Source organism: Thermosynechococcus sp. HN-54 (assembly GCF_023650955.1).
GTDB lineage: Bacteria > Cyanobacteriota > Cyanobacteriia > Thermosynechococcales > Thermosynechococcaceae > Thermosynechococcus.
Genome location: NZ_CP098039.1, coordinates 621,821 through 643,290, shown reverse-complemented (window position 1 = coordinate 643,290; position 21,470 = coordinate 621,821). Strand labels below are relative to the sequence as shown.

The window sequence follows — 21,470 nt, the reverse complement described above, 5'->3', positions numbered from 1 at the left end:
GCGACTAGAGCGCGCCATTGACTTCACCGCGAAAGCCATAGATTTGGCGACGGCCACCAAAGGCTACCAGTTGCACCACCCGCTCATCCCCCGGTTCAAAACGGATGGCCGTTCCCGCAGGAATATCTAGGCGCATCCCGCGCGCTTGTTCCCGATCAAAGCGAAGGGCAAGATTGACTTCGTAAAAGTGATAGTGGGAACCCACCTGAATGGGGCGATCGCCTGTATTGGCCACGGTTAAAGTTACCGTTGGCCGCCCGGCATTGAGTTCAATGGTTCCTGCGGCGGGGATGAGTTCACCGGGAATCATGCTCAGGTCTCAAACTCTTTCCAAATGTATCCCTATCCTAAGGGTAGAGGCGCACCCGCTGCCAGTGACCTCCTTGGCGACGATAGCAGAGGCGATCGTGGAGGCGATTGGGTCGCCCTTGCCAAAATTCAATCAGGGTCGGCAGAACCCGATAGCCCCCCCAATGCTCTGGACGGGGGACATTTTCACCATAGCGGGCTTCCACTTCCGCAAGGCGGGCTTCCAAATCGGCGTAGGATTCTAAAACCTCACTCTGTTGGGATGCCCATGCGCCCCAGCGGCTGCCAAGGGGACGACTTTGGAAGTAGGCATCGGACTCCGCTGCACTAATTTGCTCGACATCCCCCTCAATGCGCACCTGCCGCTCTAGCTCTGCCCACCAAAACACAAGGGCAGCCTTGGGATGGGCAGCCAACTCTTGACCTTTGCGACTGCGATAGTTCGTAAAAAAGACAAACCCGCGATCGTCCAACTCTTTGAGCAAGACCAGTCGCGCAGCAGGCATGCCATCGAGGCCAAGGGTAGCCAGTATCATGGCATTGGGTTCCGGTAGTTCTGCTGCAACGGCTTCGCTAAACCAAATGCGAAACTGCTGGATTGGATCTTCTGCGGCCTCGCTTTCAAGGAGACGTTGACGGCGATAATCACGGCGCAGATCAGCAATGCTGGTCATGGCTATTCTTCAGAGTCGCTAGTTGGGGTTTCTCCCCTGATCCTAGAGGATTCTGCGGGCGATCGCCGCCACAGGGCGCGGAAAAAATAGCTCAGCAGCAAAAAAATCAAACCAAACCCCATAAATAGGAGTACTCGCCACACCGGCGCAAGATTGATGAGATCAACAAAGAAAAGCCGCACCAAAGTAATGATCAGTGTGATTAAAGCCACAGTACGCACTGCTGAGGTGTCCCGTCGCAACCCGTAGATTAGCAGTCCGACGCCAAAGAGTCCCCAGCCAAGGGTGGCTGCCCCGGTGCCAAAGGGCGCTAGTTCGTGCTGCATCCAAATCATCGTTACCCCATAGCCCAAAGTCCAGTACACCGGGCGGGTGGGTGGGGGCAAAAAACGGATACTGACTGCTGCGGCTGCAAGCACCACCAAATGGGTGAAAAAAGCCAGATTCAACAGCGGGGGGCGATCGGCGGCGGTGAACAGCAGTTGGCGAACAAAGCCAAGGGTCAGTAGTCCCCACCAAAGATGGGCGATAGCCCGCAGGGTTCGCGAGGAATAGTGTTGGCTCAGATAATGCAAAATCAGTCCCTCGATCGCCAGGGGTGCGAGGATAAAGCGATTGCTGTAGTCACGAACAACAATGCCAAGGGCAATTAGCAAAAGTCCCGTCAAACTATAGACCCAGCGCCAAGATTGCGTCAGGGGTCGCCAGAGCAGACTGGTTCCGAGGTAGAGCACCCCAAAAACAATAAACACGCGCCCCGTTACCGTTGTGGACCAATCCCAGAGGACAGCACTTAAGCTTAGAGCAATGAGCGGATTAAAGAGGGCGATCGCCTGACCGTGGGGCTGGTTTGGGGCAGGTTGAACGCGATCGCGCCACTGGTACCAAGGCGGCAGGATGGTAAAGCCCAGCCACGTGACACCAAGAATGCTCTGCAACGCTAGACCTCTACCCCCAAGGTGACCCATAACAGCCACCATCAACATCAGCCATCCCAACCAAAAGGCTGACCACAAGAGCGATCGCCATCCCTTCACCCCATAAATCGCCCAACTCCCCAAAATGATGAGAACGGTATAGCTGGCCAATGCCAAAGGGCGATTGAGGGTTGCGTTGTAAAGCAGCAAGGGGGTTGCTAGGCCACCAACCACACCAATCACCGCAAAGATGGCTCGATTTTGGCGCAAGGAGATGAAAAATGCCCCTAGGGTCACCACCACCATCAATGGGAAGGCCACACCCCAAGGCAGGATGGTCAAAAACTGATAGGCAGCAAAGATCGTCAGGTAATAGGTTGCGAGGCCACCCCCCTGCAAAAACTGGCTAAAGATGGCTCGCCGCTGCAACCGCCAGCCCAGACCAAGCAACACTGTGCCCATGAGAAAGCCCATGGCCACAAGCACCCCATCGGTAATCCAGCCCAATTCAACGGCGTAGCGAAAGAGGAAGCCAATGCCCAGCAGTAGTAGGCCAATGCCAAGACGGTTGAGCCACAGTTCCCAGTTTTGGAGCCAGTCAGCTTGGGAAGGCCTCACTGGGCGTAACGGTGGCACCGATGGGGATTCAGGAACTTGGGGGTGTAATTCAGCAGCAGGGGCAGGAACGATCGCAGGCGGTTCCTCCGGTGGCGTTGATTGTGTTGAAGGCTCTGGAACTCTAGAAGAGGAGAGATCTTCACGGAGAGTGGCGGTTTGCAGAATCTCGAGCGATCGCTGGAGGGCAGCCACAGCGGCTTCCAAATGTTCAAGACGACGCCGCAAGTCATCCCTGTCTTCCATAGTCTAGCTCCCTACGGGCTATATCCCCGTTTTATGCGCTACAGGGAAGAGCAATTCCTTGGGCAATGCACTTTATGAAGTGGCTAGAGGAGCATCCCAACAGGGGTAAAACGGGAAACAAAATTGGGTGAGAAATCGTCCTGTGACACACAGAAAAGGTCACAAAAAGCAAATTTTCTCTTTTAGGCAAATTTTTATTTACGGTGATCTGAGTCACAAAAATATTCAGAAATTAAAAACAGTTTGTTAAAAGTTTATAAAATTTTCTTATTTTCTTTCGCCAACTGTAAATTCCGTCAATATGCCAGTCTGCGTCGGTTTCACCGCCCTCAGTGCTTTTTTATTCTTTTTCAAAATGTTTTCCACGAACAAAATGCCCCTGATGCTTGATTCTAGGCCTTCGTGGTAGGTTGAAACAGTTCCGCGATGAGAGCGAACACGGCACCAGTAGGGGTTTGCCCTGTGTGATGTTGGTGCCCTACTGTCCAGCCGTATGGATGCCCTTTTTAACGGACGCCTATGAAAAAAACGCTTTATGTGGGTCTGACAACAACCACGTTGGCTGTGTTAGGAATCCTCTCCAGTAGCCGTGCAACCACAACCACACCAGCCACAGAGTTAGGTTCAGCACCCTCTTCCCCCGTCGTTGCCACAAAAGTCGGGGAACGCCAATCCAATGACCCCACCACCACACGGGCGATCGCCAGTCTGCATCGTCACCAACAACAGGGGCGTGAAGCCGTAACCGTCTATGTGCGGGGGATTCCTGTACTCACGTTTCTAGGCCAGCGCGCTACCGCTACTGAGGGTGTCAAAGTCGCTGCTGTCAATGGTGCAGACACACCAGAGCAAACCACTCTCTCCGAGGCTGCCCAACGGGCAACCATACTCACTGCTCGCCTCAATCAGCTTCACGAACAGGGCTTTGACGCCAACCTTGTGCGCGTGCGTTGGGATGCCCAACAGCAGCAATATCGCATTTATGCCGATCAAGAACCTCTGCTCACGCTCAACAACGTTGTTCTCCCCAGCGGTCAGCAGCGCAACGAGGAAAGCGCCCTGCGAATTGCCAACCTCATCCGCCGCCAATTGGGCAACGCTCCTGCCCTGACCAGTGTGGAGGGCAGCCAAAATACCGTTCTGGCCATGGGGCCGATTCGCATGCAGTTGACTGGTCTTGCCTCGTGGTATGGTCCCGGCTTCCATGGGGGACGCACGGCCAATGGAGAGCGATTTGACCAACATGCTCTGACAGCAGCCCATCGTACCCTGCCTTTTGGCACACGGGTACGGGTCACCAATCTCCAGAATGGCCGCTCAGTGGTGGTACGGATTAACGATCGCGGGCCTTTTACGGGAGGACGGGAAATTGACCTCTCGCAGGGCGCTGCGGCTGCAATTGGCCTCATTGGTGCAGGTGTCGGACCTGTACGCATTGACGTTTTGGACTGATCCCCATCCCCCCAAGGGCAAAGTGGTAGAATGAACGACATGCTAGGGGTGTCTGCGGTCAGAGCAGGCTGAGAGCAAACCCTTAGAACCTGAACCGGATCATGCTGGCGCAGGGAAGCTGTTTAGAGAGGATTCTATCAATGGTGCGTAGCGAATGGATTGCTGCCCGCAAGGGGCACGACAATGTCACCCAAATGCATTATGCCCGCCAAGGGATCATTACCGAAGAAATGCATTATGTGGCGCGGCGCGAAAACCTGCCCCCGGAATTGATTCGCGATGAAGTTGCCCGTGGGCGGATGATTATTCCCGCCAATATCAATCACCCCAACCTCGAGCCAATGGCGATCGGGATTGCTGCCAAGTGCAAAGTCAATGCCAACATTGGTGCCTCTCCCAACTCCTCAAACCTTGAGGAAGAATTGGCCAAACTGCGTCTAGCAGTGAAGTATGGTGCCGATACGGTGATGGATCTCTCCACAGGGGGGGGTGACCTTGATGCCATTCGCACCGCCATTATTAATGCCTCGCCCGTTCCCATCGGCACCGTTCCCGTCTATCAGGCACTTGAAAGTGTGCACGGTAACGTGGAGCGGCTCACCCCCGATGACTTTCTCCATGTGATCGAAAAGCACGCCCAACAGGGGGTGGACTACATGACAATCCATGCCGGGATTCTCATTGAGTACCTGCCCTTGGTGAAAAACCGCATCACCGGGATTGTGTCGCGCGGCGGCGGCATTCTCGCCAAATGGATGTTGTACCACCACAAGCAGAATCCCCTCTACACCCATTTCCGTGACATCATCGAGATCTTCAAGAAATACGATGTCTCCTTCTCCCTAGGGGACTCGCTGCGGCCGGGGTGTCTCCATGATGCCTCTGATGAAGCTCAATTGGCGGAATTGAAAACCCTCGGTCAACTCACCCGCAAGGCTTGGGAACACGATGTCCAAGTGATGGTGGAAGGGCCTGGCCACGTCCCCATGGATCAAATTGAGTTTAATGTGCGCAAGCAAATGGAGGAGTGCTCTGAGGCGCCCTTCTATGTCCTTGGTCCTCTGGTGACTGACATTGCCCCTGGCTATGACCACATTACCAGTGCCATTGGTGCTGCACTGGCCGGCTGGTACGGCACTGCTATGCTGTGTTATGTCACCCCCAAAGAGCACCTTGGCTTACCCAATGCCGAAGATGTGCGCAATGGCTTGATTGCCTACAAGATTGCGGCGCATGCAGCGGATATTGCCCGTCATCGTCCGGGGGCGCGCGATCGCGATGATGAACTGTCGCGGGCACGGTACAACTTTGACTGGAACCGCCAATTTGAACTAGCCCTCGATCCAGAGCGGGCACGGGAATACCACGACGAAACCCTACCGGCAGATATCTATAAAACCGCTGAGTTCTGTTCGATGTGCGGGCCAAAATTCTGCCCCATGCAGACGAAAGTGGATGCCGAAGCCCTTGCCGAGCTGGAGAAATTCCTTGCCAAGGACAAAGACCAAGTGAGTGCCTCCGCCTAGGGCATGGGGGTGAACTGGACTGGGGGGTGGTTGATTGCGATCGCCCTCCTCTTTGATGTCACCAATGGATTTCATGACGCGGCAAATGCGATTGCAACGGTGGTGGCGACCCGTGCCCTTTCCCTGCGATCGGCGCTCATCCTTGCTGCTGTGGCTAATTTTGGTGGTGCTTTCTTAAGTACGCGGGTAGCGCTGACGATTGAAGCGGGGATTCTCAACAGCAGTGAATTGGGTGCTCACTGGTGGAGTGTCATTGCCGCAGCGCTCTTGAGTGCCATGGGCTGGAATGTGCTCACTTGGTATTGGGGATTGCCCAGTAGCTCTTCCCACGCGCTGATTGGTGGTTTGGCGGGGGCAGCCCTCTTTCAAGTTTCTCCAGCAATTGTTTGCTGGCAGGGGATTGTTCAGTCCGTGGTCATTCCCATGGTTGTCTCTCCCTTGCTGGCGATCGCCATCGGCCTAGGTTTGATGACCTTGGTCGAAAAATGGCTGCAATGGCAAGGGGAACTGGCTCCAGAACACTGGCAACGGTTGCAGATTCTTTCAGGAACGTTGATGGCGGTGGCCCACGGTGCCAATGATGCTCAGAAAACAATGGGGGTGATTACCCTTGCCCTTGTGAGTTGGGGACAAGTTTCAGCCGATGCGGGTGTGCCCTTCTGGGTTGTTGCTGCCTGTGCGCTGGCGATCGCGATCGGTACCTATGGCGGCGGTGAACGCATTATCCGCACCACCGGGGAGAAAATTACACCCCTTGACCCTGTGAGTGGCTGCTTAGCGAATCTCAGTGCCGCCTTGACCGTGGGAACTGCGAGTCTAGTGGGCTTTCCCGTGAGTACTACGCAAGTCGTGGTCGGCGCCATTACTGGTGCTGGCTATCGCCATCAAGGGGAAGTGAACTGGCAAGTGTGGGCGCAAATTTTCATAGCGTGGGTACTCACCTTTCCCGCTGCAGCTCTGCTGGCGATCGCGATCTCTTTTTGTCTAGCGCAACTTTAAGCCAAACTCAGGAAACCTGTGTGGGCTGCATTTGTTGAGCATACTGACGAAAGCGTTCGAGATCCGCTTGCAATGTACTTTCGACAACACGCCCCAAGAAAAGGTGATCCATAATTTGTCCCAAGACCCCCGGAATTGCATAGGAGACTGAGAGCTTGACAACTGTACTGCCATGGCGATTATAAAAGCGGATCGCGCCCCGATTGGGCAGCCCATCCACCGATTCCCACTGAATAATTTGGTGCTTCACTTGGCGGCAAATGCGCGATCGCCAGCTAAAATGCCAGTTTCCGGTGGCCAATGTCCAGCGGGATAGCGTGGGGTCTTCTTCGGTAATGACCACTGACTCAATCCACTTCATCCACAGGGGCATTTTCTCCAGATCGGACCACAGTGCCCAGACGCGATCGACATCCGCCGCCACTTCAATCTGAACCGTATGCTCTAACCAACTCATGCATGACCTCCTGCCAAAATCGCTTGGGCGGCTTGTCGTCCGGACATGGTCGCGCCCTCCATGCTGTCAATGTAGTCCTGCTGCGTATAGCTGCCGGCCAAGTAAAAGTTAGGAACGGGTGTTTTTTGGGGTGGACGATAGGGATCCATGCCGGGGGCTTCACGATAGAGGGACTGCGCTAATTTGACGACACTGTACCATGTCATGTTCAGATGGCGCGATGAAGGGAAGAGTTCATGGACTTGGCGCAGCACGTGTTGGGCAATTTCTTCATTGCTGGCTTTAATGAAGGGATCACCGGGGGTAAGCACCACTTGTAGTAGGGAGCCTTGACCTTCGCGATAGTAGTCCGCGGGGCTAGTGAGAGCCAGATCGGCAAAGCAGGAAAAATCAGCATCGGCAGTGTAAAGCAGGTTATCAATACCCGTTGCTGCCACCTGTTTTTGTTTACTGGGGTCTTGCAGTTCCGTGACCCAACCGTCAAATCGCAGTTGTACGGTGGCCACAGGCACGGCCTCCAGCTTAAAGATGTTGTCAAAGGTCGGGTGCGATCGCCATGCCTCTGGAATCAGGCGTTGAATCCCCGGCACATCGCAGGCACACAGATAGGCATCCGCCGTTACGGTTTCTAGTTCTTCCCCAAGGGGAATCACCAACCCTTCCACGTGCCAAGTGCTCGGATCCTCGCCGCGAAAGAGAATTTCCTTCACCCGTCGCCGCAGATGAATCTTAGCCCCCCGCGCTTCAATGTAGTTCACCAAGGGCTTGAGCAGGTATTCCGCCGGGGATCCCTTGAGCATATTTAGCCGTGAGGCAGTGGTTTTGGCGGCAAACATCATAAAGATTGTCAGCATGCAGCGGGCAGACATCTGCTCGGTATCAATGAAGCCCAAGGCGTAGGAAATGGGATTCCAAAGGCGTTTAAGGCTATTTTCTGAACCTCCGTGGCGGCGAAACCACTCGGCAAAACTCATGCGATCCAAAGCACGGATTTGGCGCATTGCCCCCTCATAATCCACAAGACCCCGCACCACAGGACTGGTGCCAAGGGCAATAGCATTAAAGAATTTGTCGGCAGCAGAGAGTTGACTAGTGGTGAAGAAGGCCTTGAGACCGTTGAAAGGGGCACCCAAGGGAAAGCGAAAATCTAGTTCCCCCACTTGACCACCGCGATTGATAAAGGTGTGGGTATGTTCCTTGGGCAGCAGGTTGGCGATCGCCCCCACTTTGGTCATCAGTTCAAAGAGATTGGCGTAGTTGTAAAAGAAAACATGCAGCCCCATCTCAATGTGGTTTCCATCGGCATCTTGCCAACTGCTGACTTTGCCCCCCACAAAGGGACGGGATTCATAGATTTCAACACTGTGACCGGCATCCACCAAATCTACTGCGGCGGCTAAGCCGGCTAACCCTGCACCAACAATGACAACCCGCATCGGTGATCCTAGAAAACTTTACAGATTTTAACATTTTTCACCCTAGGGACTGTCCCCCTCGCGTTAAGAAACTTGGCAGAGACCCTTGCCCCCAAGGACGCTCGTCTATGATCAAGGTAAGTTGAAGTTTTTGAATCGCTCACGCTCACAGTGTGCTTATGGCTACGCGTCGTGTCCTCGCCTTTCCCCTCTGGCAGTATTTGAACCAACGGCTATTTAGTCCGGGCTTTACCCTCAATCCCAAACGGTTCTGGCGGCAGTATTACGATGCTTACCTCGAACGCTGCTGGCAAAAGGACTGTGCCTCCAAAGAGGAACCCTCCTGTTAATCGTTCCACAGGTTCGCTAAAATGAGATAGCTCACTTTCCCGATCAAGATTAGGGACTTTTAGCTGTCGTCATTTTGGTTACTCTCGCCTGCTGGAAGACAGAACACTATGGTTGCTTCGCCCCCCTCTGCTGATGCTGCACTGAAACGCTCAAAAATTGAGGCTCTCAAGGAACGGAGCCAACACCTGCGGGAACCCGTGGCCACAGAACTCTTGGAACCGACGAACCGGTTTAGCGAAGAGGGGGTGCAGATCCTCAAGTTCCACGGCTCCTATCAGCAGGACAATCGCGATAATCGCGTCAAAGGACAGGAAAAAGACTACCAGTTCATGCTGCGCACCCGCAGTCCCGCCGGGTATATTCCACCCCAACTCTATTTGACGTTGGATCGCTTGGCGGATGAATACGGCGACCACACACTGCGGGCGACCACGCGCCAAGGGTTTCAACTGCACGGCATTCTCAAGAAAAATCTCAAGGCTGCGATCGCCGCCATTGTTCGCAGCATGGGTTCCACCTTGGGCGCCTGTGGCGATTTGAACCGCAATGTTATGGCGCCACCCGCCCCCTTTCGCGATCGCCCCGAATATACCCTTGCCTATGAGTATGCCCACCGCATTGCCGATCTGCTGACCCCGCAAACTGGAGCCTACTATGAGATCTGGCTCGATGGCGAAAAAGTGATCACGGGGGAAGAACACCCTGATGTCAAAGCAGCACGCCAACGCAATGGCAATGGCACAATTTTCCTCAACAATGAAGAGCCAATCTATGGCGATCACTACATGCCCCGCAAGTTTAAGTGCTGCGTCACGGTGCCGGGGGATAACTCTGTCGATCTCTTCTCCCAAGATTTGACACTAGTGGTGATCACCGACAAGCAGGGGCAGCTTGAGGGCTTTAATATCTATGCCGGTGGTGGCTTGGGTCGTACCCACAACAAGGAAGAAACCTTTGCTCGCCTAGCCGATGAAATTGGCTTTGTCCGAGCGGCAGATGTCTATGAGGCCGTGAAAGCAATTGTGGCTACCCAGCGCGACTATGGCGATCGCTACAATCGGCGCCACGCCCGCTTGAAATACCTGATCCACGATTGGGGGGTGGAAAAATTCAAGGCTAAGGTGGAGGAATACTTTGGCAAACCCCTCGAACCGTTTCGTCCCCTACCACCGTGGCGCTACCAGGACTTTTTGGGCTGGCATCCCCAAGGAGATGGCAAATTCTTCTATGGCCTTTCGATTGCCAATGGCCGCATTCTGGATCGGGGCAACTTCAAACTCAAGTCTGCCCTCAGGAAAATTGTGAAGGACTTTCATCTCCCCCTGCGGGTGACGCCCCACCAAAATCTACTCCTGTACGATGTTTCCCCTGATCAACAGGATGCCATTCAACTCATCCTAGAGCAGCATGGGGTGCGCGATGTCAGTGCAATTGACCCCCTTGAACGCTATAGCATGGCCTGTCCGGCACTGCCCACCTGTGGCTTGGCCATTACCGAGTCGGAGCGGGCAATTCCGGGGGTGCTAGAGCGGATTCGCCGTCTCATGGATCGGCTAGGACTCAAGGACGAACATTTGGTGATTCGGATGACGGGCTGTCCCAATGGCTGTGCCCGCCCCTACTTGGCGGAATTGGGCTTTGTTGGCATTGTGCCCGGTGCCTATCAGACTTGGTTGGGTGGGAGTCCGGATCAAACCCGCTTGGCGGAGGTCTATATTGAGCGGTTACCGATTGCCGAACTGGAAACTGCCCTAGAGCCATTGCTAGTCTTTTATCGCGATCGCCGGCACAAGGGCGAATCCTTTGGCGACTTTTGCCATCGCGTCGGCTTGGCCGCCTTGCGGGAGTTTGCCGCTACCTATGTTCCAGCTACCCCGACAAAGCGCTACCGCGTGGATGTGCGTGCGGATCAATACCAGCAGCTTAAGGAATTGGCAGCAGCCAAGGGCATGTCTCTGGCAGCAGTGACCCGTGAAGCCATCCAGCGTTACCTTGAGCAATCTAACTAAGGTAAGCAAGGAGAGGATGCCTATCGGCTATAATGAGGAATCGCCAAACAGGGCGGCATAGCCAAGTGGTAAGGCAGAGGTCTGCAAAACCTTTATTCCCCGGTTCGAATCCGGGTGCCGCCTTGACTGATTTAACTTTTGATGTCCGTCTGCTCCTCTAGCCAATCCAAGAGTCGATGAATCCCCCAGCAGTAATCAGGATCGCCCCAGAGCTGTTGGCACTTGCGATCGCTGGTAAAACCCACATGTCCGCCCTGTTCTGTCATTAGCAGGGTGAGGGCAGGATTGCTCTCGGCAATCGCTAGAAGTTCTGGCACAAGACACGGATCAAATAGGGGATCATCAACGGCATAGAGAATCCATACGGGTATTGTCAGTTGCGGCAGCAGCGGTAGAGGACTGCTGGCAGCGTAATACTCGGCAACGCTAGCAAAGCCAAGGCGATCAATGACGAGCGCTGCATCAAAACCCGCAATGGTGTCAATCTGGGCAACGGTTTTGAGATCAAACATCTGAGGATGAAGGCGATGGAGGTGGCGAGCCAAGTGTTGGAGTTGACGGCTGATGGCGCGTTCGAATTGCCGTCCCCAAAAGGTCGTGCCTAGGTGGGCAAGGGAGCGGTTGGAGTCAAGGTTGGGGCAAATCACAGCAGCCCCCCCAATCTCTGTTGCCCCTTGCTGTTGGGCATACCACGCTCCCCAAAGGGCTAACTGACCCCCTAAGGAATAGCCAACAAACCAGTAGGGAGGGGTATAGCCGAGTTCTTGACACTGCTGCGCGATCGCCACAAAGTCTTGCCCTTCATAGAGACCATCACTGGTCAGAACTGGGGACAGTTCCGCGCTGCGGCCATGAGCACGCCAATCAAAGAGCACGACATCAAAGCGGCGGGCGATCGCCCAATGGGCTAGGGTATGCAAGTACCATTGATTCTGGAGATCACCAGTAATGCCATAGGTGGCAATGATGGTTCCGCGTGCTCGGCCAAGCCAATAGCCTTCACCGTAGAGAGGCACGCCCTCAGCCCCATGGAAAACATGGCTGATTTGCAGTTGCCAAGGGTAGAGGCACCCCCAGCGTTGAACATAGGCGGTAAAGACCGTGTGAATCACGCCAGAGTGCAGCGGCAGTGGTGGCCAATAGGATAGGGATTGCATAGAATTTAGTCATCCATCGTAAGCAAAATAGGCAAGGTTGGGTGTTTTTGGTGATCATTGTGAGGCATTGGTGATGACACGGAGCGATGATCCGAAGAGGACAGATCCCTACACGCTGGAAACCTGTCTGACGGATGTCCAAGCCAATCGCTTGCTGGATGAAGTCTTTGCCGCTGTGGAAGCCAACCTCAATCAGCCAGAATCCCTAGCAGCGGTTTTAGAATCTGAGCCTTCCTTACTCGTTCCCTTTGAAGCGACGACTGCCCCTCCTCCCCCACCGCCGCCGACCGAGGAACGCTCCCGCTGGCTGCACCGATCTCAACCGCAGCAGGCCTTTTCTTGGGGCGATCGCTTTTTGATGGGGGTAGGCATTGCCTCCTTTGTACTGGGAGTTGGCCTCTGGATCAGCCTAAATCGCCAACCGGTCGCAGTTGCCCCTGACGCTGCGGTGACCACAACCACCAGCCCTGCTGACATTGCCTTCGCTGAGTATCTGCAAACCTCCCTTCAACTCCTGAGCCAACAGGCCGCTACACCCACCCCTGCACCGCCGGCGATCGCTAGTAACTCGGTTCCCACTCCCTCAACTCCCGCCCCTACCGTTGAACGCATTTACGTTCCCGTGTACCAAGCCCCCAGCCCGCCAACAGTGACGCTGCCCAATTTACCCACGGTCACAGCCCCTAGCCCTGCGCCAACACCTACCCCGCCGCCCGCTGCACCCACACCCCCGCAGCATACCTTGGTGGGCATCCTAGAATTGGGCGATCGCTCGGTGGCACTCTTTCAAAGCAATGGCCAAACCCTGCGCCTAAGCGTCGGCGATACACTTGGCACCGACGGCTGGCAACTGGTACAGATTCAAAATCAGCGGGCAGTGCTACGGCGTCAAGGAGAAGTGCGTTCATTGACCGTTGGCCAAAGCTTTTAGAATGGGGAAGCAGGCCGTGGGCAACCGCCATGACATTTTTTCGCGACTTGAATGCCTTCCTAGAGCAGAAACTTGAGGACTTTATCCGCGCCAATCCTCAGCTGGAGTTGAATCTCCTCCTCCTAGAGCTAGAGGATCAAGAACGGGAAACCCAAGAGCGGCTGCTGCGGCTGCAACAGGAAGTCAACACCTGTGAACAGCAGATTTTAGGCTTGGTTTCCGAGATTCGTCGCTGGCGCGATCGCACCCACACCGCTATGGCGGCTCAGCGTCCTGATCTGGCCGAATTAGCACGGCAACGGGAGGCAGAATTGCGCCGACGCGGAGAGCAATTGTGGACTCAGCGCCTCAATGCCCTCAATCAAATTCCAGTCACCCAGCAGCTTCTGCAAAAGATTCGCGATCGCCGGCGGGAAGTTATGAACCGCATTCCTACCGCCAGTGCGCCCCCACCCCCACCGCGCATCAGCAGTGACCTCAATGATCCGATTGAAGCCGAGTTTCGCCGCTTGGAATTGCAAACTGCCCTTGAGGAACTCAAACGCTCGATGGGGCGATAGCGCAACAGACGTGGGAGAATCGAGAACGCGGTTTTATCCAGATGTCCCATGGCGGTTATTCAGATTACATCCGATGACACTTGGCAGATTCAGGCCGATGGCCATCCCCTGCGGGGCAGCCTCCAAGTACCAGGAGATAAATCCATTTCCCACCGTGCCCTGATGTTGGGGGCAATGGCAGAGGGCACCACCCATATCGAAGGCCTGCTCGTGGGTGAAGATACCTGTAGTACCGCCGCCTGTTTTCGTGCCCTTGGAGCTGACATTTCTGACCTCAATCCAACAGCAGTAACCGTCCAAGGCTTGGGAATTGGCCATCTCCAAGAGCCGGTGGATGTGCTGAATGCCGGCAACTCTGGTACAACGATGCGGCTGTTGTTGGGAGTATTGGCTGCGCAAACGGGGCGCTTTTTTACAATCACTGGGGATGCCTCATTGCGATCGCGCCCCATGGCACGGGTCGTCACGCCCCTCCTACAGATGGGTGCCCAGATTTGGGGGCGTCAACACCACAGCCGTGCCCCCTTGGCCGTTTTAGGACAGCCCCTAGAGCCAATCACCTACTACAGTCCCATTGCTTCTGCTCAGGTGAAATCGGCGCTCCTGTTGGCTGCGCTCCACACCGAAGGCACCACCATTATTCGCGAACCCCACCGCTCACGGGATCACAGTGAACGTATGCTTCAGGCCTTTGGTGCCTGTTTGAGCGTGGATGAGTCCACCTGTACGGTCAGTCTTGAAGGGCCGGCGGTCTTAAAGGGTCAGAAGGTTATTGTCCCCGGCGACATCAGTTCAGCTGCCTTTTGGTTGGTGGCAGCCTCCATTACCCCCGATTCAGAACTGGTGCTGACCAATGTGGGAGTCAACCCCACTCGCACAGGTATTCTCGACGTTCTTTGGGCAATGGGAGCCGAGATTACCCTTGAAAATGAGCGGCTCGTCACAGGCGAACCGGTGGCGGATCTGCGGGTGCGATCGGCGAGGCTGAAGGGAACCTGTATTGGCGGTGAATTGATTCCCCGCTTGATTGATGAGATTCCGATTTTGGCCGTGGCTGCTGCCTTTGCCGAGGGGATCACCGAAATTCGGGATGCAGCAGAACTGCGGGTGAAGGAGAGCGATCGCCTCAAAGCCGTGGCCACAGAATTGCAAAAAATGGGCGCTAAGGTCACTGAACTCAGTGATGGCCTCGATATTCAGGGGGGCGTGCTCCTGCAAGGAACCCACTTGGAAACTTATGGCGATCATCGCATGGCCATGAGTCTAGCGATCGCTGCCCTAAATGCCACAGGAACAAGCTACATTCACAACGCCAGTGCGGCAGCCGTCTCCTATCCAGAGTTTGTAACAACGCTGCAACAAATTGCTTGACAGCACAAAAATCCCAGTAATTTTTGGGAGAACTTCACTCAACACCAAACGCTGTATGCTAACATCAAATAAATTGTTTTGGTGTCACAATGCAGCTTCACGTTGCATTGAATTTTCTGCAGCCTTCTAATATTCAGGTGTTTACCTTGCTTGATAATTGTAAGACTAAATTAGACCCAAAATGATACAGAACAAAAAAATACGGTAATATAGTTTCACTCCTGCTCTAGGAGCGCCCTTGCGCTTCACTTAGGACAGGTAAATTCCTCTCTAACTGACTTCTTTGTTTTTTCGTTCAAAAAAGGCTGTGTTTGTTCATCATGGCAACAATTCAAGACTTCATCCACGTTCAGGATCAATGGTCATTAGATGAGTTGGTAGAAATCGCCAACGAACTCTTGCCCCAGCACCTCCCACAAGAGGACTCCAAAAACCGTGTTTTGGAAGAGGTCAACCCCCGTCTGGTGCGCCATTACACCTCCTGCAAATTGATTGACCGTCCCGCTCGCATTGGCCGCGAAGGTCGCTACGGCTATCGCCACCTTTTACAATTGCTGGTGGTGCGGCGGCTGTTGATGGAGGGCTATACCGCAGGTGCCATTTACAAGCTCGTGTATCGCATGAGCACCCCAGAACTGCGGGCACTCCTTGAGCAAGGGGTTCATCTTCAATTGAATCCGCCCCCGATCAACCCAGCTTTGGCCTTTTTGCAGCAGGTACAAGACCGCTCCGAGCATCGCTATGGGGAGCCCATGCGTGTCAGTCCCAGTGTCAGCCGCCGCGAGGTACCGCCCCCGAGCCATTCACAGCAACCGGAATCTTGGAAGCGCATTGAGGTGGTGCCCGGCTTTGAGGTTCATATTCGCGATGACTTTAACTTTCCCCAGATCAATCGCGATCAGGAAGCCCTCGTGAAGCAACTGGTGCAATTGCTCTCTAGCTATACCCAGCGCTAACTGGGACTGAATATCTTGTGTCGCGGTCAGCCCGCTGGCGATCGCTATAATAGCGCCATGGAAGGATGCCTCAACGATACGGATATTTACACGCTGTGCCAAACCCTTGCCCTTGGTCAGCGCACTGGGGAACTCTACCTCGAAGATGATGCCGGTCATACGTGGCTTCTCTTTTTGAGTCATGGTCACTTGGTTTATATTGCCGATCGCCACAGCCACAGTTTAGAGCGGTTGCAGGATCTGCTCTATGGGCAGGGCATTCCTTGGCCGAGTCCCGATAGCTTCATCGAAAGCAAAGCTGGTGCCAGTTGGGTGGAATACGAATGCCTATGGTGGCTCCTCGATCACTGCAAGCTCAATCAAATCCATAGTGTGTGGCGTGCTCTGCTGCGGGAGAGTCTCTTTGACGTTGTTAGCCTCAATCGCGCTTGGTTCAAGTTTTATAGTGCGAGTCCCCTCACCCCCCAATGGCACAATCTCTCCCTGACAGCCCTGCTCAATGACAGCCTGAGTCATCTGCGGGAATGGAAAAAACTGCATCCAGAGTTGCGTTCCCTCGATCAATCCCTCGAACTGACAGATACTAAACCCACAGGGAACGATCCAGCGGATCAGTGGTTTCGCCAACTGGAACCCTTCGTGCGCGAGCGGATCACCTTGCGCCGTCTGAGTCGGCAACTGGGACGAGATGGGGTGACTGTGGGCAAACTCCTGCTGCCCTATCTCCATCAAGGGTACTTACAAGTCAGTTCTTGGGGAACCAATGGCCACACCCGTACCTTTCCGCCCCTCTCTTGGCGGCGATCGCCGCGGGTGGTGTGTGTCGATGATGCGGCCACCGTGCGTCAAGTGGTTGAATCCACCCTACAAGCAGCAGGTTATGAAGCCACGGCCATCGCCCACCCGTTGACCGCCTTGAGTCTCATTTTCCAACTCAACCCCGACCTGATTTTCCTCGATATTGCCATGCCCGAATTGGATGGCTATGAATTTTGTACGCTCCTGCGGCACACGCCTCGCTTCCGTTATACACCGATTATTATGCTGACTAGTCTCGTTGGTTGGAGCGATCGCCTGCGAGCCAAAGTGGCCGGTGCCACTGATTACCTCAGTAAACCCTTTTCAACTCAAGAATTGTTAACAATTACGCATCATTATATTGGTGCAGCCCCACCTGTGACCTCCTTAACAGACGAGTCCTTTGGCGACGTGCTAGAACCAAAATCAGGCCTTGAGACTCCCCGTTAGCAGGTTAGCTGTCATCAACCTGTCATACTCTTAGGCTTTTAGAATATAAAGCAAACCCTTAATTCTACGTGTAACCCCCTATGAGCAAAGTCTTAGTTGTCGAAGATAGTCCACCCCAGCGGGAAATGATTAGCGAATTGCTAGCGAAAACAGGCTTTGAAGTGACGGTTGCCACCGATGGTGTCGAGGCAATGGAACAATTGCAGCAGAGCACGCCAGACGTTGTTGTTCTCGACATTGTCATGCCCCGCATGAATGGGTATGAAGTCTGTCGCCAAATTAAGTCCGACCCTCGCACCCAATCCATTCCCGTGGTTATCTGTAGCTCCAAAGGTGAGGAGTTTGATCGCTATTGGGGCATGAAACAGGGGGCTGATGCGTACATCACGAAGCCCTTTGACCCCAAAGAACTCGTTGGCACCATCAAGCAACTCTTGCGAGGCTAAAAAAGATGTTTAGTAGCTCAGACCTACTCGCAACCAATGCCCCCATCGAAAGTGGCAATATCGATGACCTAGTAACCCCCGAAGGGGATTTACATATCCTCTTTACGATCCCTAGCGGTGATACCTTGGCGCTACCAGCGATTGGGGTACGCGAAGTCGTGGCCGTGAGTCCCGATCGCATTACCCCAGTGCCCAATACTTCCAATCTCCTACTGGGGATTTTGAACTTGCGGGGGCAGGTGATTTGGGTAGCGGATACCGGTAAGTTTCTTGGGGATGACACTCCCTTGAATACCGATCGCTCTGAGCTATCAATTATTGCCATTGAGGATGATGAGTTAATGGTAGGGCTAGCGGTTCATCAGGTTCGAGGCATGGAGTGGCTCAACAATGACACCATTAAGCCCGCGACCCATGTCAGCGATCAGATGGCTCCCTTTGTCCGTGGCGAATGGGTTTTTGATGCCGAGCAACAGGACATTGTTAAGCTTTTGGACCCCCTCGCCATTTTACGCAGTGCTCGCTGGGGACTCTAAACTAGAAAAAGTAGCATCTCAATGGACACTCGCGCTCAAGTGTCACCATGGCACTCATCAAGACCAGTCACTTTAGGAAAATTAACACCCCCGTAATATCTTTCCCAAGGATTGGCGCATACTTTGTAATTAAAGCTTCCCTGATTTAGTCCTTAGAATTATCTGCCCCTTGTCATCGTCCATTCTGGGAGTAAGCCCATGGCATCCAGCAGCACCCAACACACCCAAGAATATCAAAAAGCGGTTGCCGCTTATGTGCAAGGCAACTACGAAGAAGCAGCCAAAATCACTGACCAATTGGTGGGCACTCGACCGGGCGATCCCAACCTACGGCTGCTGCGGGGGCATATTTACTGCTGCCAACAACGCTACAGCGAGGCTCAAGAGCAGTACCATGCGGTTCTCAACGCCACAACTGATCCAGAGTTAATCAATCTGGCCAACGAGAGCCTCGCCAAGATTAAGGATTTGATTCCTGCTACTGAACCTGTCAAGAATGGGGGCGAAGAACAACACACCACCCTGCAAGGAGATCACACCCAACTTCAGGGGGACAATACCTTTTTGCAAACTACCCCACCCACTCGCGAACCCCAAGCCGCGAACCCCTCAGAGGAATTGAGTCTTGAACACTTTGATGACTTTGGTAGCGATTTAGGGACGAGCAACCCCTTTGACGATCTTGAGGTTGCTGGCATTGAGGAAGAATTTGGCGTCAGTTTAGAACAGGGTACCTTTAACCCCTTCGACGAAGATGCAGCGGTTCAGGATCCCTTTGCCTTTTCGGCCAATTCTTTGGAGGATGCGGTCTCAGAAGCGGTGGACATTCCAGAAATTCCCATCGGCGAATCGGTGCAACCGCTAGGCGCTGAAGCCATTGGGGATGATGATATCACGATGCTCATGGGAAGTTCTCCTTTGATCCCGTCCGAACCCGCCAGCCCTGTTTTGGGTGGTGGGGCGACAGAAAGTGCAGCGACTCCTTTTCAAGAAATAACGCCGCCCTCCCTAGAAACATTTGATGATCCCTTTGCCGCTGAAATGGCGATGCCTCAAGAGAGTCTCTTTGGGGGGCTTACAGAATCGGGAGAAGCCAACATTTCTGAAGAGAGCCTCTTTCCAAATCTGACGGAATCCGTGGAGACCAACGTTCCTGAAGTCTCTACGTCTGCTGCTGGTATCAGTGATTTGTTAACCAATGAGACGGCAGATGCCATTGAATTGTTGCCGCAGCCCGAATTAAGTTCTTCTGATGCTGCCGAGGAGGAAGACGATCTCTTTGGTGATTTCTCAGCTTCCCTTGAGGCTTTTGAAGCCCCAGATATTGTGGCAGAACCCCTGTCTCTTGAGGCCTTTGACCCTGCTACCTTTGAGGATGAGCAAACGATCGCCATGTCCCAGTTCCCGCGGGGCGAAGCAGTTGCCGAAGACGTGAGGGAGCCAGAGGCGCCAGCGATCGCCACAGGCGAATCCACCCCAAGTAGCGCAGAACCCTTTGAATCCATTGCCGACTTTGACCTAAAGGATTTGTCTTTTGGCAATGCAGACATTTCAGAGGCTGCTTTTGATGATGAAATGACGATCGCCAATCCCCAAGTGCATGGGATGGGAGCAGGGGGAGCAGACGCCACCAGCATGACCGATGCTGGCACAGAAACCTTTGCAGTTTTACCCGATGAATTTGATCTCAGCCAACAAAGTCTTGAAGACCTAGCCGATTTTAGTCTCGACCTTAGCCAAAGCACTGCTAGCCGCGCTGAAGCCTCTGCCCCCAAAGAAAAGCAGGATCTCTCAGCCTTTACCCAGCAAGCACCTATGGCAGCGCCAGTAGCTACCTCACCGACGCCCTCGCGTAGCCCTGTTGGCTCAACGGTTCCAGCGACTTCTACCGCTACAAGTTCCTTTGGTCAGCAAAACATTACCTCAGCAGTGACCACGGGTGTTCTTTCTGCTTTGGCTGCTGGGGCGGTGAGTTTGGGCTTTAGTTCCCCTGGGCCTGCTCCCTTAGTGAGTGGGACGGCAGCGGGTCTCACCGCCGGGGTGGCGGTCTATGCCATGGGGCAGCGCAGCGTCAGCCGCATCAAGCGCTTCTGTACGGATTTGCAGGCGCAGTGTAATGCTGTGATTGCCGGCGATATGACGGCGCGGGTGCCGGTCACCAGTAACGATGAGCTGGGGCTTTTGGCACAAAGCTTTAACCAAATGACGGATACCATTCAGCAAATTACTGCCGATGCCCAGAAAAAAGCAGAGGAAAACGAACGGCAGCGGGATGATTTGCAGCGCCAAGTGATCCGACTCCTCGATGATGTGGAGGGTGCCGCCCGAGGTGACCTGACCGTACAAGCAGAAGTGACAGCGGACGTGCTCGGCGCAGTGGCCGACTCCTTTAACTTGACAATTCACAACCTGCGGACAATTGTGCAACAGGTAAAAATTGCCGCCCAGCAGGTGAGTCGCGGTGCCGCAGAAAACGAAACCTTTGCCCGTAGTCTCTCAGCAGATGCCCTGCGGCAAGCGGAGGAGCTAGCGGTCACCCTGAACTCAGTGCAGATGATGACCAATGCGATTCAGCGGGTGGCTGAAAGTGCCCAAGAAGCCAATGAGGTGGCACGCAATGCTTCAGAAACAGCCCTCCGTGGCGGTGAGGCGGTGGAACGCACGGTGGCGGGTATTTTGCAGATTCGGGAAACGGTGGCGGAGACCACCCGCAAGGTGAAGCGCTTAGCGGAATCTTCCCAAGAGATTGCCAAAATTGTCGGTGTGATTTCGTCGATTGCCAACCGCACGAACCTCTTGGCCTTGAACGCCAGTATTGAGGCCGCACGAGCCGGGGAAGCAGGTCGGGGTTTTGCCGTGGTTGCTGATGAGGTGCGCCAACTGGCAGACCGGGCAGCCAAAGCCTCGAAAGAAATTGAGCAGATTGTGTTACAAATTCAAAGTGAAACCGGCGCGGTGATGACCGCCATGGAAGAAGGGACACAGCAGGTGATCGAGGGGACGAAGCGGGCTGAACAGGCCAAGCACTCCCTTGAGGACATCATCCAAGTGTCGTCGCAAATTGATACCCTTGTACGCTCAATTACCAACGCTACGGTCGAGCAAACAGAATCGGCGCGAGCCATGGCGCAGGTGATGCAATCCATTGAGTTGACAGCGCAGGCTACTTCTCAGGAGGCACAGCGGGTGTCCGACTCGTTGCAAGGTCTAGTGAGTGTGGCACGCAACTTGCAGGCATCGGTGGAACGGTTCCGCGTTGAAAATACTGAAGATCAAGCCTAAGCAATCCGGGAGG

Annotated in this window: 19 protein-coding genes, 1 tRNA gene and 1 riboswitch; of the genes, 14 read left to right on the top strand and 6 right to left on the bottom strand. The window is 54.2% G+C overall.

From position 1 onward, the window contains the following. Positions 1-4: 4 nt before the first annotated feature. The 3 genes from NBE99_RS03115 to NBE99_RS03105 are packed head-to-tail and all read right to left on the bottom strand — an operon-like array spanning position 5 to position 2,761. The gene (locus NBE99_RS03115; protein WP_250683045.1) at positions 5-310 is read right to left on the bottom strand and encodes an urease subunit beta; all 306 of its coding nucleotides are present in this window, start codon (positions 308-310) and stop codon (positions 5-7) included. A gap of 37 nt (positions 311-347) precedes the next feature. After that, positions 348-983 carry a pyridoxamine 5'-phosphate oxidase gene (gene pdxH / locus NBE99_RS03110; RefSeq protein WP_250683044.1) on the bottom strand — a complete coding sequence of 212 codons (636 nt, stop codon included), beginning with the start codon at positions 981-983 and terminating at the stop codon, positions 348-350. 2 nt (positions 984-985) lie between these two features. Beyond that, a complete protein-coding gene (locus NBE99_RS03105; RefSeq protein WP_250683043.1) occupies positions 986-2,761 on the bottom strand; it encodes a DUF2339 domain-containing protein in 1,776 nt (591 codons plus the stop codon). 519 nt (positions 2,762-3,280) lie between these two features. Between NBE99_RS03105 and NBE99_RS13265 the strand changes: the two genes are divergently transcribed. The 3 genes from NBE99_RS13265 to NBE99_RS03090 all read left to right on the top strand — a co-directional run bounded on the left by NBE99_RS13265 (position 3,281) and on the right by NBE99_RS03090 (position 6,738). Then, a complete protein-coding gene (locus tag NBE99_RS13265) occupies positions 3,281-4,213 on the top strand; it encodes a septal ring lytic transglycosylase RlpA family protein (protein WP_305879886.1) in 933 nt (310 codons plus the stop codon). Between the two features lie 34 nt (positions 4,214-4,247). Beyond that, positions 4,248-4,346, top strand: a riboswitch (TPP riboswitch). A 10-nt stretch (positions 4,347-4,356) separates the two neighbouring features. Then, complete coding sequence (thiC, locus tag NBE99_RS03095; RefSeq protein WP_250683682.1) at positions 4,357-5,739, top strand: phosphomethylpyrimidine synthase; 1,383 nt, start codon at positions 4,357-4,359, stop codon at positions 5,737-5,739. A 9-nt stretch (positions 5,740-5,748) separates the two neighbouring features. Next, positions 5,749-6,738 (top strand): inorganic phosphate transporter, encoded by a 990-nt coding sequence (locus tag NBE99_RS03090; protein WP_250683042.1) that lies wholly within the window; start codon positions 5,749-5,751, stop codon positions 6,736-6,738. Between the two features lie 7 nt (positions 6,739-6,745). Here NBE99_RS03090 and NBE99_RS03085 read toward each other — a convergent pair whose 3' ends face one another. Then, a complete protein-coding gene (locus tag NBE99_RS03085; protein ID WP_250683041.1) occupies positions 6,746-7,195 on the bottom strand; it encodes an SRPBCC family protein in 450 nt (149 codons plus the stop codon). Further along, a complete protein-coding gene (zds, locus tag NBE99_RS03080) occupies positions 7,192-8,631 on the bottom strand; it encodes a 9,9'-di-cis-zeta-carotene desaturase (RefSeq protein WP_250683040.1) in 1,440 nt (479 codons plus the stop codon). Before zds ends, NBE99_RS03085 begins: the two co-directional genes overlap by 4 nt. Before the next feature lie 158 nt (positions 8,632-8,789). On the opposite strand from zds, the gene NBE99_RS03075 reads away from it, so the two are divergent. The 3 genes from NBE99_RS03075 (at position 8,790) to NBE99_RS03065 (ending at position 11,093) form a co-directional block, all read left to right on the top strand. Further along, positions 8,790-8,960 carry a hypothetical protein gene (locus NBE99_RS03075; protein WP_190278128.1) on the top strand — a complete coding sequence of 57 codons (171 nt, stop codon included), beginning with the start codon at positions 8,790-8,792 and terminating at the stop codon, positions 8,958-8,960. A 108-nt stretch (positions 8,961-9,068) separates the two neighbouring features. After that, the gene (gene sir, locus NBE99_RS03070; RefSeq protein WP_250683039.1) at positions 9,069-10,970 is read left to right on the top strand and encodes a sulfite reductase, ferredoxin dependent; all 1,902 of its coding nucleotides are present in this window, start codon (positions 9,069-9,071) and stop codon (positions 10,968-10,970) included. A gap of 51 nt (positions 10,971-11,021) precedes the next feature. Next, positions 11,022-11,093, top strand: a tRNA-Cys gene (locus NBE99_RS03065). A gap of 8 nt (positions 11,094-11,101) precedes the next feature. Here the strand turns inward: NBE99_RS03065 and NBE99_RS03060 are convergent. Next, the gene (locus NBE99_RS03060; RefSeq protein WP_250683038.1) at positions 11,102-12,127 is read right to left on the bottom strand and encodes a YheT family hydrolase; all 1,026 of its coding nucleotides are present in this window, start codon (positions 12,125-12,127) and stop codon (positions 11,102-11,104) included. 73 nt (positions 12,128-12,200) lie between these two features. Here NBE99_RS03060 and NBE99_RS03055 point away from each other — a divergent pair, with 73 nt between their 5' ends. From NBE99_RS03055 to NBE99_RS03020, 8 genes are all read left to right on the top strand, one after another. Then, positions 12,201-13,058 (top strand): hypothetical protein, encoded by an 858-nt coding sequence (locus NBE99_RS03055; protein WP_250683037.1) that lies wholly within the window; start codon positions 12,201-12,203, stop codon positions 13,056-13,058. Positions 13,059-13,087: 29 nt separating this feature from the next. After that, positions 13,088-13,618 (top strand): hypothetical protein, encoded by a 531-nt coding sequence (locus NBE99_RS03050; protein WP_250683036.1) that lies wholly within the window; start codon positions 13,088-13,090, stop codon positions 13,616-13,618. 48 nt (positions 13,619-13,666) lie between these two features. Beyond that, positions 13,667-14,989, top strand: coding sequence for a 3-phosphoshikimate 1-carboxyvinyltransferase (gene aroA / locus NBE99_RS03045; RefSeq protein ID WP_250683035.1), 1,323 nt, complete (start codon positions 13,667-13,669; stop codon positions 14,987-14,989). 320 nt (positions 14,990-15,309) lie between these two features. Further along, positions 15,310-15,945, top strand: coding sequence for a MerR family transcriptional regulator (locus tag NBE99_RS03040; RefSeq protein WP_250683034.1), 636 nt, complete (start codon positions 15,310-15,312; stop codon positions 15,943-15,945). A 15-nt stretch (positions 15,946-15,960) separates the two neighbouring features. Next, positions 15,961-17,193, top strand: coding sequence for a response regulator (locus NBE99_RS03035; RefSeq protein WP_250683033.1), 1,233 nt, complete (start codon positions 15,961-15,963; stop codon positions 17,191-17,193). Between the two features lie 80 nt (positions 17,194-17,273). Next, positions 17,274-17,639 carry a response regulator transcription factor gene (locus NBE99_RS03030; protein WP_149817109.1) on the top strand — a complete coding sequence of 122 codons (366 nt, stop codon included), beginning with the start codon at positions 17,274-17,276 and terminating at the stop codon, positions 17,637-17,639. A gap of 5 nt (positions 17,640-17,644) precedes the next feature. After that, entirely contained in the window at positions 17,645-18,175 is a 531-nt protein-coding gene (locus tag NBE99_RS03025) for a chemotaxis protein CheW (protein ID WP_250683032.1), read from the top strand. Positions 18,176-18,373: 198 nt separating this feature from the next. Further along, positions 18,374-21,457, top strand: a complete 3,084-nt coding sequence (locus tag NBE99_RS03020) for a methyl-accepting chemotaxis protein (RefSeq protein ID WP_250683031.1) — start codon at positions 18,374-18,376, stop codon at positions 21,455-21,457. Positions 21,458-21,470 lie beyond the last annotated feature (13 nt).